The sequence below is a fragment of the Quyinboa ferrireducens genome, assembly GCF_042436675.1.
Taxonomy (GTDB): Bacteria; Bacteroidota; Bacteroidia; order Bacteroidales; family UBA5342; genus JBHJHP01.
Genome location: NZ_JBHMVA010000005.1, coordinates 149965 through 164766, shown reverse-complemented (window position 1 = coordinate 164766; position 14802 = coordinate 149965). Strand labels below are relative to the sequence as shown.

Annotated in this window: 10 protein-coding genes; 6 read left to right on the top strand and 4 right to left on the bottom strand. The window is 38.2% G+C overall.

Annotated elements, in window-relative coordinates:
- Nucleotide 1 precedes the first annotated feature (1 nt).
- The 3 genes from ACE01N_RS09945 to ACE01N_RS09935 all read left to right on the top strand — a co-directional run bounded on the left by ACE01N_RS09945 (nucleotide 2) and on the right by ACE01N_RS09935 (nucleotide 3246).
- Nucleotides 2-895: a PorP/SprF family type IX secretion system membrane protein gene (locus ACE01N_RS09945; protein ID WP_380587890.1), complete on the top strand. Its 894-nt coding sequence runs from the start codon at nucleotides 2-4 to the stop codon at nucleotides 893-895.
- On the top strand, nucleotides 892-2664 hold the full coding sequence (locus ACE01N_RS09940; RefSeq protein ID WP_380587887.1) for a hypothetical protein: 1773 nt from the start codon (nucleotides 892-894) through the stop codon (nucleotides 2662-2664). The genes ACE01N_RS09945 and ACE01N_RS09940 overlap by 4 nt, the downstream gene beginning before the upstream one ends.
- A gap of 273 nt (nucleotides 2665-2937) precedes the next feature.
- On the top strand, nucleotides 2938-3246 hold the full coding sequence (locus ACE01N_RS09935) for a hypothetical protein (RefSeq protein WP_380587885.1): 309 nt from the start codon (nucleotides 2938-2940) through the stop codon (nucleotides 3244-3246).
- A 296-nt stretch (nucleotides 3247-3542) separates the two neighbouring features.
- Here ACE01N_RS09935 and ACE01N_RS09930 read toward each other — a convergent pair whose 3' ends face one another.
- The 3 genes from ACE01N_RS09930 to ACE01N_RS09920 all read right to left on the bottom strand — a co-directional run bounded on the left by ACE01N_RS09930 (nucleotide 3543) and on the right by ACE01N_RS09920 (nucleotide 9959).
- A complete protein-coding gene (locus tag ACE01N_RS09930) occupies nucleotides 3543-6359 on the bottom strand; it encodes a BspA family leucine-rich repeat surface protein (RefSeq protein ID WP_380587882.1) in 2817 nt (938 codons plus the stop codon).
- Between the two features lie 47 nt (nucleotides 6360-6406).
- The gene (locus ACE01N_RS09925; RefSeq protein WP_380587879.1) at nucleotides 6407-8116 is read right to left on the bottom strand and encodes a T9SS type A sorting domain-containing protein; all 1710 of its coding nucleotides are present in this window, start codon (nucleotides 8114-8116) and stop codon (nucleotides 6407-6409) included.
- A gap of 76 nt (nucleotides 8117-8192) precedes the next feature.
- Entirely contained in the window at nucleotides 8193-9959 is a 1767-nt protein-coding gene (locus ACE01N_RS09920) for a T9SS type A sorting domain-containing protein (protein ID WP_380587876.1), read from the bottom strand.
- Between the two features lie 236 nt (nucleotides 9960-10195).
- On the opposite strand from ACE01N_RS09920, the gene ACE01N_RS09915 reads away from it, so the two are divergent.
- The gene (locus ACE01N_RS09915; protein ID WP_380587873.1) at nucleotides 10196-11080 is read left to right on the top strand and encodes an AraC family transcriptional regulator; all 885 of its coding nucleotides are present in this window, start codon (nucleotides 10196-10198) and stop codon (nucleotides 11078-11080) included.
- 9 nt (nucleotides 11081-11089) lie between these two features.
- Here ACE01N_RS09915 and ACE01N_RS09910 read toward each other — a convergent pair whose 3' ends face one another.
- Complete coding sequence (locus tag ACE01N_RS09910; RefSeq protein WP_380587870.1) at nucleotides 11090-11956, bottom strand: lipoate--protein ligase family protein; 867 nt, start codon at nucleotides 11954-11956, stop codon at nucleotides 11090-11092.
- Nucleotides 11957-12027: 71 nt separating this feature from the next.
- On the opposite strand from ACE01N_RS09910, the gene ACE01N_RS09905 reads away from it, so the two are divergent.
- Together ACE01N_RS09905 and ACE01N_RS09900 are read left to right on the top strand one after the other, a co-directional pair.
- A complete protein-coding gene (locus ACE01N_RS09905; protein WP_380587866.1) occupies nucleotides 12028-14136 on the top strand; it encodes a prolyl oligopeptidase family serine peptidase in 2109 nt (702 codons plus the stop codon).
- On the top strand, nucleotides 14133-14786 hold the full coding sequence (locus ACE01N_RS09900; protein ID WP_380587863.1) for a deoxynucleoside kinase: 654 nt from the start codon (nucleotides 14133-14135) through the stop codon (nucleotides 14784-14786). The genes ACE01N_RS09905 and ACE01N_RS09900 overlap by 4 nt, the downstream gene beginning before the upstream one ends.
- Nucleotides 14787-14802 lie beyond the last annotated feature (16 nt).

The window sequence follows — 14802 nt, the reverse complement described above, 5'->3', positions numbered from 1 at the left end:
CATGAGAAAGATACTGATCACCCTGATATTTTTTTGTGCCTTTACCCTTGCGAAAGGGCAGTATGAGTTGCAGTTTAACCAGCTGATAAAGTCAATAGAATTTATTAATCCTGGATACAACGCCATTCAGAAGAATATCAGCAGTACCATCATTTATACCAATCAGTGGAACGGATTTCCAGGATCTCCTTCAACAGCAGTTGTAAATTTTCATGTGCCGTTAAAAACAAAACATCTGGGATTTGGGGCATTATTAACCAATGAATCACTTGGACATCGTGACTTAAGAACCGGTGGACTAACGGTAGATGCCGATATCAGAATTGGGGCATCATCGTATATCACGTTGGGAATAATGGGAGGATATCAGTTGATAGATTACAATATTGAAGATGCAACAACGGCTTATGTTGATCATATCAGCGATATCTACAATTATAATTCCACCATTGTCGGAACCGGTGTGAACCTGTTTGTGCAGCGTCTGCATTTTGGTGCAAGCGGGTACTATCAGATAGCACCTAATGAAACGGGTTCTGAACTTACCAACCAACTGACACTTTATTCCAATTTATCATATTGGTTCACTCTTGATGATGCGTGGCGTTTGAAACTGGCAGGGCTTTATAAAACACGTGGAGATTATTCGTCAATATACGAAGGTGGAACTTTTTTCCTCTACAAGGATATTGCGTGGCTGGGTTTGTCTTACCGATGGAAGAGTGCAGCCATTGCTATGGTTGATGTAAAATTATCGGATTTCATAAGGATAGGCTACAGTTATGCGATGGGGGTGGGTGAGTTGGCAAATTTTGCAGGTTCAAGCCACGAAATACAATTGCATTTTACTATACCGGAGAGAAACAGGAATAATAACATTGCTGAACGGAAATGAAAAGACATCTGATATACATATTGCTATTGTTCGGTTTCATCAATGCTTCCGCATCAGACACCATCCTTGTGAAAGACGTGTTTGGATTGCGTCCGGTAAAAGGTGTGAAAGTGAGCGATTGTCCATGGCTGCATACAGATATCTTTTTAGGAATGACCCTTGATGGGGATTCACTTTTTTATTCTGCGAAGTACCTTCCTGACCTGGACGAGTCGGATATGGAAGCAGGAGAAAATGATATGCTTCGTGAAAAATTTAAAGAGAGTCGCCAGGTAATGGTAACCAATTTCTTAAATGAAAAGAACCATAAAATGATTTTGCTGGACGGTGATGTAAATTCCGCAACGCAAAACGGTGGCTTGGTATTAAGACGAAATTCGAAATCGGGTCTGATGCCTGAATTAAGTTATTCCCTTAAAAAGAGTCAACTGTATTATGTGGATCTTAAGGGAAATTCTTTGCGCATTATTCGTCCATGGGAAGGAAATTCGTTTGGTGCATATGTAAACTCACCGGCTTATATTCAGGGATATCAGAGAATGATCTTCGAAGGTGTAGGTAACGGGTATGATCTGTTTTTGTGGGATGCCAAAACCGGTCATGCTAACCCATTTAAATATAACAGTCCGGCAGATGACAGGTATCCTTATGTATACAACGATTCAATTTTGTTTTTCTCGTCAGACCGGATTGAACAAGGAAATTTTGACTTGTTTTATTATAATTTCAAGACAGATGAAGCCCCCAAATTATTTTTTCCTGAACAGTTACAGACCAGGGATAATGAGTTGGCTATCGTATTCCGAGATGATTCGGTTTCGTTAATGGCTGTTGAAAATAAAGCGGGTATAACCTATAAAAATGTACATTTTAATCTGGGAGAAGAGCCGGTGCTTGTAAACGAAATTCCGGATTCACTTCTTGAACCTCCCTCCAGTGATGTAATAAAAATTTACAGGGAACTGGGGAAACGGGCTAAGGAAATGTTCTTTGTGAATTATGGAGAACGTCTGATTGTTGAAAAACCAGAGGATATTTTTAATGATTCGCTTAAACTGAATAAACTTATTGTTAGAACCATTAATAAGGTAATGAGCAGGGAAAATATTGTGGATCTTTCGTTTCTTATCCCGGTTGAGCTGGATGATCCTGAATTCAAGTCCGATCAGTACAGTCCTGATGAAGCTATGGCCATTGGGGTGAAAAAGATTGCCCAGCTGATGAAAGACATTGAAGGTTCCAGCTCCATGGTTATTGGATTTGCCTCTGCGCCAGGTGGGGCAGATCTGAATATGATGCGTTCCTATTTCCAGGCAAATACATTTAAGATGCAACTTACAGAATATAATGGCATCCCTGAAGGGAACGTACATGTTATCGCTGCAGGTGATTATATTCAGTCCGTAAAATCCGATTTGGGTGTAAAAGGGAAAAATAATGTTGGCGTGGTATATTTGTATAAAAACCGCAAAGTGCCGGAATTTTTGGCAGCGTATAAGTTACAGCCTACTGAAGACCGCGACATTGTAGCACAGAGGTTTGGTATATCCACTTCAACAATGACGTATGCCGAACTAATGGTTAAACCTTTTCTTGAGGTTCCGGATGATATTATCTTCCTGCCTGTTAAAGACATCACAATGGTATGGAAAGGTAATGATCTGAAAGAAACCGCTAAGGATTACAACGTGTCGCTGGATAAGCTGTTAAAAGTTAATGGCTTAACCGAACAGGTAAATGATAAACAAAGGATACTATATATCCCGTAAAATTTATATTCATATCAGAAGCAAGGAGAAATTTCCGGATATTCTGTCTTAGAATTAGATCCCATTAATCAACTTACTTTTAAGAAACTTACTGTTTGGTAACTTACTGCTTGGTAAGATGCTGTCATTTTTTTTGTTAAAAATTACACAAGTGAGGATCCCTTTTACATTTGGAAAATTAGTCGATGAAGACGACTATACTAACAGGGTAGTTGAATCTAAAAGATTGATTTCTAATTTTAAATCTTCAATTAACACAATTCTGATTTCTCCATGGAATGGGGAAAGTCATCCTTGGTATATAAAGCTGCCGGACAGGTACAGAAGCAGTCTGACGATATCGTTGTTTGCATGATAGATTTGTTTAATATCCGCACGGAAGAGGAGTTTTATAAGCTGTTGGCAACAAAAGTTTTACAGGTGTCAGCCACAAAGCTTGATACAATTCTGGAAAATGCAGGATATTTTCTGGGAAGATTTATTCCAAATTTAAGTTTTAGCCCAGACGGGTGCAGATTTGAAATTATTAGGGAAGCATATGAAGATTTGATTCTCCAACTTAGCATGCTTTTCAACAGCTAACAGATGAATTAAGTGTAAAACAGGTTAATTTTTTAAACGCTTTGGTTAATAATGAAGATCAGGTCTCTTCGCAAAAAGTATTAAAGAAATATAATCTGGGCACATCAGCTAATGTAGTCAAAATAAAGAAAACTCTAAACGACAAAGAAATAATTGATATTGTTGGAAGAAAAATTGAATTTTTGGATCCATTATACAGAAACTGGCTTAAAAAATATTATTTTAATTGATTGAAAAGTGCAAGAGAAAAGAACAGACGTTTGCCTGTGCCTTTCCATTCTAACTATTCGTAATCATCAGAGCTTAATCAACTTCTCTGTAACTACAACATCACACGAACTGATCCTGATCAGATACAATCCTGCTTTCAAATCCGATACATCAATTTGTTTTTCCGGTTCGTGAATTTCGGTTTTACGTACGGTTTGGCCGTTTAATGCCAGGATTTTAATGTGGTAGTGTCCGAATGTAAATGGTTTAACTGTGATATTAGTGTGGGCTGGATTGGGTTGAACTATATTATCAGACCTTTTCTGAACTGTTAATTCTGTTGACATAATATCAAATGCCTGGGGAGCTGAAATATTTTTGCTATCATCTATAGCATACACGTAGTACGTACCAAAACCAGGATTTTTAATAATGATATTTGTCCATGTATCTGCTAATACTTCAACGGGGTTTTGTATTTTATGGGAGACTATTGTATTTAGTTTGTCAGTTTCTATATCGGTAATATAAATGTAGGAGTGCGTTGAGCATTTAATTGTTAATTTATAAGTAATGTTATCATTTGTAAACGGGCCAAAAAATTCAAGTTTAACTGAAGATTCATCCTCTGGACAGGTCCCCCATACTGGATAAAAATTTTGTTGAAGCGGACAATTTTCCGCAAATTGTTTTGGTTCATAAGGTATTCTGGTGCACCAGTTTGAAAGATCCTGATTAAATGATTCGGCATCTTTAAACATTTCACTCATAGCACTCACTTCTCTTACATCCCAATCCCCAATATCCTGATTAAATGATGTGGCCTCTTTAAACATTCCTTTCATATAGTTAACCTTGCCAACATCCCAATCACCAATATACTGATTGAAAGAATGAGCCCCTTGAAACATGCCAATCATACTTGTTGCATGGCTTACATCCCATTCCCCGATTTTCTGATTAAACACAACGGCACCAGAAAACATCCCTGACAAATCTACTACACGACTTATATTCCATTTACTAATATCCTGGTTAAAATTAGTAGCCCCACTGAACATGGAATTCATTTTGTTTACTTTATCTGTATTCCATAGACTTATATCCTTGTTAAAAACATTTGCACCTGAAAACATTCCACTCATATCATTGACCTGGCTAACGTCCCAATCCCCGATATCCCTGTTGAACTTAGTAGCACCGTAGAACATATCTCTCATATTGGTTACATTTCCAACATTCCAATCTCCAGTCTCCTGATTAAATGATTTAGCCCCATCAAACATAAATGCCATATCTGTCACATTACTGACGTCCCAGTTACTGATATTTTTATTAAATGCAGTTGCCCCAGAGAACATTCCATACATAATTGTCACATTACTCACATCCCAGGAACCTATATCCTGATTAAATGAGTTAGCGTTTTTAAACATATCACGCATTCTGTTTACCTTACTTACCTTCCAATTCCCAATGTCTTTATTAAATGACGAGGCCCCAGAGAACATTTCAGACATAATTGTCACATTACTCGCATTCCAATCTCCAATCTCCTGATTAAAAGCAGATGCTCCGCTAAACATTCCCCCCATATCTGTCACATTTTCTACGTTCCATTTCCCAATGTCCTTATTAAATGACGATGCGCCAGAGAACATTCCAGACATAATTGTCACATTACTCACATTCCAATCTCCAATCTCCTGATTAAAAGCAGATGCTCCGCTAAACATTCCCCCCATATCTGTCACATTTTCTACGTTCCATTTCCCAATGTCCTTATTAAATGACGATGCGCCAGAGAACATTCCAGACATAATTGTCACATTACTCACATTCCAATCTCCAATCTCCTGATTAAAAGCAGATGCTCCGTCAAACATTCCCCCCATATCTGTCACATTTTCTACGTTCCAAAAGCTAATGTTATACTTAAATGAAGAAGCACTATGGAACATGATGTTCATATTAGTTACATTACTCACATTCCAATTCCCAATTTCCTGATTGAATAAATGATTCCCCCAAAACATTCCACGCATATCTTCTACATTGCTTACATCCCAACTGCCAATATCCTGGTTAAAAGGATTATTGCAAAAAAAGCATGCAAACATAAAACTCATATCTTTTACACTACTTACATCCCATGAACCGATATCCTGATTAAAAGGACTATTGCAATAAGAGCATCCAAACATCCCACTCATATCGTTTACATTGCTTACATCCCATGAACTTATATTCTGATTAAAGTAAGGTGCATCATCAAACATGTTGCTCATATTTGTTACATTATTAACATTCCAGTTTCCAATATCCTTATCGAATTTTCTTGCCTTTTTAAACATTTCACCCATATCGGTTACACTACTTACATCCCATCTTCCAATATCCTGATTAAAAGCGTAATTGAGGTTAAACATCCCATTCATATTGGTTACATTACTTACATCCCAAGAACCTATGTCCTGATTAAATATTGTGTTACAATCTGCAAGAGTTGCATAATTATAATATCCTGAAAATATATGACTCATATTGGTTACATTGCTCACATCCCAACTGCCAATGTCCTGATTAAAGTCTTCCATACCAAAGAATAAGCTATCCATTTTAGTTACCAACGAGGTGCAAAGAATGGTTAGATCAGCCCCTTCATCGCGGCGTTGTTCCAGGAGGGTCCTGTCCACTGCTTCGTAGGTAATGCCGTTTACTGTACCTGTATCGCCGGGCTGGCAGTTTTCGCATTTAATGGTTATGCCATTTTCATCTAAATAAAAATATGGTTCTTCTGTACTGCCTTGTAGTGTGCTTGTATGTTTTATTGTGTTACCCTGCCCGTTTATCAGACTAAAGATCCAGATGCAGACCAGGATTAATATTATTTGCGTTTTCATGGGGTATGAGTTTTAAATGCTTTACATAATGTTTAAGATTATTACATTTAAAGTTTAATCAACTTCTCTGTAATTACAACATCTTCCGAACGAATCCGTATCAGATACAATCCTGCTTTCAAATCCGAAATATCAAACTGTTTTTCCGGTTCATGCATTTTGGTTTTAAGTACGGTGTGGCCGTTTATTGCTATGATTCGTAACGTGAAATGTTCAATGTCAGAAACTTTAATTTGTATGATATCTGACGATGGATTGGGTGATATTCTGAATCGCTTTATGTGGTGCTCAGTTTTGGGGATGGAAACCGGCCACTGTAAATTTGATTCTTTGGCGCCTATATCCGGACTTGTATTGGCAGGATTCGGACGCATGGATGAATCCCTGAAGTCAGATGCAGGTGCATAAAACCTTGAATCAGCAATCTCAACAGAATCTATTCCTTTCCCTATGCAAGGGCTTTTATCCGATAACTCAAAATTTGCTGTATCGAGCAAAGGATCTGCATTCAGGTTATTCTCACCCAGCCATGTGCCTTCCCATGCTTCCTCCTGGCCAGGCAGCCAGCCACCTTTAATGGCATTGTTGTATAAATAAAGTTTGCCCCGATTGACATCGGTGCACCATCGTGGAGGTTGAGGAAAACAATAATGTATGCTGTCCTGGAATATTTCCCGACAGGATTCGGAAATACTATCCCATAAAATATTATTGATCAGCACTGTTGTGGCATCATAGTTAAAAATTCCTGAACCATCAGAGGCTATATTTCCTGAAAATGTGTTATTCGCCAGAGCAGGATCAGGCGGGTATTTTAATGCGGGATATTTATATTTTGCCATATTCCAGATGGCGATTCCTCCTCCTTTATCCTGTGAATAGTTATGGGTAATCAGGTTATTATAAATCCTTACCTGGGTGTTACTTAGGGGTGTTACAGATATGTTTCCAAAAACTACATATATGCCACCACCCATGGTGGACTGACAATGCAGTTCGTTATGATCAATTACGTTGTTATATACCCTGATATCAGCGCCAAGGGAATATTCCATTTGTATATATAATCCTCCGGCTACTGCTTTGTATCTTGAGGTGGAAGTAGTTCTATTATATGATACTGTATTGTTAAAAATTCTGGCCGTTGAATTTCTGGCAGCAACTAATACAATTGTGCCGGCCGGCATACTACTGGAATTTACCGAATTGTCTTTAATTGTATTATGACTGAGTATTAAAGTGTCGTTTTCACTTAAAATGACAGAGATTCCTGATGCAGCACAGGTGTAGCTTTTTAATATATTATTGCTTATAATGTTGGATTCTATCCTGGCTCCGTTATTTTCAATCAGTATACCACCTCCGGTGTACGTATTGTTATCATTAACAGATACTAATGTTCCTGCTCCTCCGGTAATGGTGAATCCTGCCAATACTGCATTGCTGTTGGGTACATTTTTAATAGTAACCACCGAGGCTTTTTTCGAATCAGTATACTGACTACCGTCTATAATGGTTTTGGAGATATGAGATGTATCTCCATCCAAAATAAACCGGCTGGCCACGGTAATGGCTTTGCCATTATAGTTGATGTTTTCATAGTAAGTTCCTTCGGCTACGAGTATGGTGTCGCCTTCGGTGGAGGCATCAATGGCGGCCTGGATGGTGGTTTGATCAGCGGGAACATGTATAATTTGCGCGTGAATTAAGACGCTTAAATTAAGTATATATAGTAAGGCAAAAAGTATATATTTCATAATTTGCAGACTTAAAGTGAGTATGAAAAAGCATTTCCCGGGTAAGATAACCCGGGAAATACCCGCATAGCCTTTGTTATTGAAGAATGACTTTTTTTAGATAAATTTTATCTGAATGGATACGTAAAAGGTATATCCCGTTACTTAATCCGTTTCGGCTAAGGATTACGGTATTATTCTGAAGGTTTTCTGTGTGTTGCACAATCTTACCACTCACATCAATTAACTCCATGCCTGTAATTAGAGCCTTATTTGTTACACTTACTGTAGCAATTTCGGAAAGTGGATTTGGATAGATGTGTAATACTACTTGCGTTTCCATAGTATCTGCAGTTTCGTTTTCCATGAATGCTGCTTTTAATTTGCTGTGTTTTGTGGCTTGCCAACCATATTGATTACCTTTACCAAGCTGTCTCAAATCATTGGACATAACCGCTCCCATATCTACCAGGCCTGTTTCTGCATCCGGTCGCGGATTATCATAAAAATCGAAGGCAGGTGCCGTGTACCACTCATCATTAATCTGAGCAGATTCTATGCCTGTTCCTAAACACGGACTTTTGGGCAGGAGTTTGAAGAGTGCAGGATTTACCTTTGGATAGACTTCTATATTATTTTCACCAAACCATGCTCCTTGCAGTTCAGCCTCGCCTCCTTTTATACAGTTATTGTATGCATAAAGGTTACCATCATTATTATCGGCAAACCATGTTAAATCGGATCTGAAATGAACGTCAGGCAAATAATCCTGGAAAATTTCACGACAGTTCTCACCATCTGTTTCATCCCATAAAATATTATTCAGTAATAATAAGTTTAAATCATAAGTAAAGACACCCGCTCCATCGGAAGCCTTATTATCAAGTAGCGTGTTATTCATTACCAGGGGAACAATGGGATAGGTAAAAGCAGGTTGAGTAATTCCTCCCATGCTAAAAAAGGCAAGGCCTCCACCTTTATCCTGTGCATAATTATTGGTTATGATATTATTGAAAATCTGGACATTCAAGGTGCTGTTATCGGGTGGTACGTTCTCCCAAAACTCAATATACATGCCTCCTCCCATACTCGTTTCACTATGCAATGCATTTCCTGTAATGGTGTTATTGTTTATCTGGATATCAGGACCGAAACCGTGTGCGGTTTCAATTTCTATACCTCCTCCCAAAGTGCTGTAGCCTTCAGTGCAGGTAAGGGAGTTGTTCGAGATGATATTATGATTAATTCGAACGGTAACACCTTGGGACGCAATTAGAAGTCCTATGCCTCCTCCCGCTGTTATATCAGATGCAATGGTTGAGTTTCTTAAAATCTTATTATGCCTGATTATTATTGTATTGCTACTTAAAATGGCGCCACCAATGCCAGGAAAAGTTGCATTATTTTGTACAATACTGTTATCAGTTACGATATTATTCTCAATAACGGCACCATTGTTAAAAAGCAGGACAGCTCCACCAACATAAGCCCCTAAAAGATCTACATATGAGCCTGAACCTCCCGTTAAGGTAAAGCCTTTTAAAGTGGTATTGCTGTTTGGAATACCTGTCAAAAAGGCAACAGAGCCCACTGCCGGATTTACGGGTTGACTTCCATTAATAATTGTTTTTGAAATGTGTGTTGACTTCCCATCAAGAATAAATTCACTGGCTAATGTAATAGCCTTCCCTGTAATAAAAAGGTTTTCGTAGTAGGTTCCTTCGGCGACAAGAACGGTGTCGCCTTCGTTGGCAGCGTTAATGCCTGCCTGGATCGTTGCGTAATGTGATGGAACATTAATTTGTATTGCATTTAGTTGAAATAAAGTAATGCAACATAAAAACGTGAAAATTAAAGTTTTCATAACTAAAAATTAAAAATGATAATAAAAGGGATTAAAGTGTGTAATTTGTTATGAGAGAGGAGCTGATAGTGCTTGGAACATTGTAAAGTTATGGGGTTAAAAGAAGATTGTATTGTAAAAACACGCCACCTGATTATTTAGTTTTATTCTACATAAAGAATTGATAACCAATGTTTAATTCTAAAAATTGCTGGTTTTAATGAAATGCCTTAAATTTATATATTACCTCATTCTCTATGCTTGGTTCGTTCACAGGAGGCACGTTAAACGTTATTCATTCAATTGAGATTGAAGAAGGCAAATATTGGGAAGTTCAACCTTCCTTACCTCTCAGGTCGTATATCAGAAAATATTATTTTACAGAAGGCTTTTCAGCTTATAAAAACATAGACATTCATCCGGTTGGGAAAGAATCCATCGAGATGCATTTTCACTATGGTAGTAACGGATTTGATGTATTTGACTTTCAACTTAATGACTTTAAAGAAAGAAGAGCTTATGTTGTAGGCAATCAGCCATTCGATAAATTATATAAAACCAGGATAATTGAAGAACTGGCAATGCTGAGTGTTGAATTTACCAATCTGGGAGTACTTTGTTTGCTGCATTGTTCTCCTGTTGATTTATACGAGCACATACCTGATGTTGATGACGCTTTCGGTCCGGCATATAAACATCTTCTGAAGCAAATATTAGAAGCCAAATCATACATGGATAAGTTGAGAGTTGTAGAGCTGTTTTTTATGAAAACCTTGAACCCGGATCACGGTTTGCAGCCAAATGAAAAAGATATTTTGAAATATCTGGATGACAATGAATGCAATACAGTTGACGAGATATGTTCGAGCCTGGGAATTAGTCATCGAACTGTTGAAAGGGTTTTCGCATCCCGCCTTGGCCTTCGTCCCAAGGAATACCTTAGGATAAAAAGGCTGAACAAGGCATGTGAAATGCTGATTAATTATCCTGAAATAAGTATATCGGATATAATAAATGATTGTAACTATTACGACCAGTCACATTTTATCCGGGAATTCAGAAATCTTATAAAAAAATCTCCGCTAAAATATTTGAAGGATGTGAATGGTCTTTTTTATTTTGGAAGAGGTTATGTTTTGTAAAGGATTCTGTTATTTTTCATAAGTCAGTAAAAATTGCTTAAAATCTATCCCAGTTAATTTTTTTGCAACTTCTTCATCATCTATTCGAATAACCTTCCCTTTATCAACGTCAACAATACAATCCTTCCCGTCTATTTCTATTTCAGCTTTGAAAGATGGCGAATAGTCAAGGTTCCAGGAGTCAAGCGTGTATTTGTTATCGCGTAGTTGAATAGCAGTTTCCAGTTCCTGGTCAGTTGGATAATCAATGTAGGCGTCCAGAATGTCTGAGAGATGAACAATGAACTGAGAGAAAAATTCTTCTTCAGAAAGAGGCTTGCTTAAGTGTTCCTTTAGGTTGGTAATATTGCTGCGGACACTGTCAACGCCGCGCCCGGATATTTTTAAAGGTTGGTGCAGGCATTCATGTAACAGTTCTTTATTGGCGTTATACAGCAAGGTTCCATGGTGAATGGTTCGGTCGCGTACCACATGGCAGGCAGTTCCGGTTACTTTGTGATCCTGGACATAAAGGTCGTTGCGATCGCCCTGGTTCAGTTCAATATCAAAATGTTTTACGGTTTCGGTTATCAGATCCAGCAATGGCTGGTAATTGACTTTGAATTCCTCCCTGCGTGTGTTGTGCAGACTGATATTAAGGTTTCCCAAGTCATGAAAAACCGTTCCTCCACCGGATATGCGTCTATGATAAGCAATATTGTTATTTATACAGTATGCAAGGTTTACTTCTTTGAATATATTCTGATGTTTCCCAACTATTACAGAGGCATTATTGCGGTATACAAAACAAAGATCCGCTTCGGAATGCTTAAAATATACCTCTTCAAGCGCCAGGTTTATAGCTGCATCATAAAACGGGGAGACAATTAGTCGCATGGAATTTTACAGTTTGTACAAACATACAATTATTATTACTGTTATATTTGTTAAAACACAAATTTAAAGTCATGCAAAAACTCACTTACGTACTCTTAATTCCTTTACTTATGGCTTGTAATGCTCAGCATAAAAAAATTGAATATCCCGAAACGAAAAAGGGAGATGTGGTTGATAATTATTTTGGAACGGAGGTAGCCGATCCGTTTCGGTGGCTTGAGGATGACCAGTCCGATGCCACCAAAGAATGGGTTAAAGCAGAAAACAAGGTAACGAATGACTATCTGAGCCAGATCCCGTTCAGAGATAAAATTTTTAATCGATTAAAAGAACTTTGGGACTATCCCAAAACTTCGGCTCCTTCAAAACATGGAAATTTTTACCTGGAATCAAGGAATAACGGGTTGCAGAATCAGAGTGTTCTCTACATCATGGATTCACCTACGGATTCTGGCAGGGTACTGATTGACCCGAATACTTTAAGTGAAGATGGAACCGTAGCCCTGGCCGGCACTGAAGTTTCTGATGATTATAAATATATCGCTTATCTGACCGCTTCAGGTGGTTCAGACTGGAATGAAATTTATGTCAGGGATATAGCAACAGGAAAAGATTTGCCGGATCATATTCAATGGGTTAAATTTTCGGGTGTCTCGTGGTATAAAGACGGATTTTTATATTCCAGGTATCCTGAACCTAAAAAAGGGGAGCAGCTAAAGGGGGAAAATAGGGATAGTAAAATATATTATCATAAACTGGGAACACCTCAGTCTCAGGATGTGGTATGGTATGAAGATCCGGAGCACCCCGACTGGATGTTTGGTGCCGGCGTTTCAGACGATAAGAAAGTCGTTATTATTTCGGTAACAGAATCCACAACAGGGAATGCATTGTATACTATGGATCCAAAAGGAAAAGCTGTGGAGAAGATAATTCCCGGATTTGACAACGATTATATAGTAGTTTACGCAGCTGATAATAAATTGTTGGTATATACGAATTACCAGGCACCCAGGTATCAGTTGATTCAGATTGATCTGAAAAAACCGCAAAAGGAAAACTGGAAAGTTATTGTACCTGAAAATGATAATGTGTTAACCGGGGCGAAATATATGGGCGGTAAATTAATGCTGGAATATATGGTGGATGCAAAATCGCAGGTTTATGTGTGCGATGCAAACGGAACGGTTGAGAAGAAACTTGATTTACCTGTTGGGTCCGTTGGTGGTTTTACGGGTGAACCGAAAGATACCGAAACATACTTTACTTTTACTTCGTTTACAACGCCCTCAACCGTATATAAGTACGATATTGCGAATGATGAGCTGACTAAATTCAGGGAATCAAAAATTAAATTTGATTCAGATGATTATGAAACCAAACAGGTGTTTTACGCTTCAAAGGACGGCACAAAAATTCCGATGTTTATTACATATAAAAAGGGGATAAAACTTGACGGTAACCATCCTACCCTGCTGTACGGTTATGGTGGATTTAATGTCAGTCTGACACCTGTTTTTAGTGTGACCCGCCTGATATGGCTCGAGAATAATGGTGTTGTGGCGATTCCTAATTTGCGTGGCGGCGGAGAATATGGTGAGAAATGGCATGAAGCCGGAACGCTGATGCATAAACAGAATGTATTTGATGATTTTATTGCGGCAGCGGAATACCTGATAAAAGACGGGTATACCTCAAAAGAAAAACTGACAATCCAGGGTGGTTCTAATGGTGGTCTGTTGATAGGAGCCTGTATTAACCAAAGACCTGACCTTTTTGCCGTTGCTTTACCGGCAGTTGGTGTGATGGATATGCTCCGTTACCATAAATTTACGATCGGGCGGTTTTGGGCAACGGATTACGGAACAAGCGAAGACAGCAAGGAGATGTTTAATTATCTCTACAGCTACAGTCCGGTTCATACCGTAAAAGAAGGTGCTGATTACCCTGCTGTTTTGGTTACTACTGCCGATCATGACGACCGTGTGGTTCCGGCTCATTCCTTTAAATTTGCCGCCACACTTCAGGATAAAGTGTCTGATAAAAATCCGGCATTAATTCGGATTGACACCAAAGCCGGACATGGGGCTGGAAAACCAACGGATATGGTGATTCAGGAATATGCCGATTTGTGGTCTTTTGCTTTTTACAATATGAATGTTACACCAGTTTATAAATGATACTACCTGATTTTCTGGTCATAGAAGGAAATATAGGTGTGGGTAAAACCACTCTGGCTAATTTACTAAAAGACAGGTTTGGAGGTGAACTGTTATTGGAACGGTTCGCCGAAAATCCGTTTTTGCCACTTTTTTATGAAAATCCTGACCGCTACGCGTTTCAACTGGAATTATCGTTTATGGCAGACCGTTATAATCAGATCAGGAATATCGCAGATCAGGTTCGTCAAAAAAAACAACTTACCATAGCCGATTACTATTTTACCAAATCATTGATATTTGCCAGTGTGACGCTAAAAGATGAAGAGTTGAAATTATTTGAGAAGCTTTTTGATATAGCAAGGTTTGAACTGAAAAGGCCGGATCTTTTTGTCTATCTTTATTCCAGACCCGAGGTCTTGCTGGACAATATTCGTAAAAGAGGGCGTTCCTATGAGTCAGGGATTTCGAAGGAGTACTTGTCTAGCATAAGCGAAGCGTACAAAAAACATCTGGATAAAGTTGATTTCCCTGTATTATATATTGACGTATCTGAGTTTGATTTTGTTGAAAATAAAACTAATTTTAATATATTAGTAGAATTGATGTTTGGAATAACCTATAGTAACGGAGTAACAATTAAAGAATTAAAAAGTGATTCTCTTAGCTAAAGTCAGCTAAAACAAT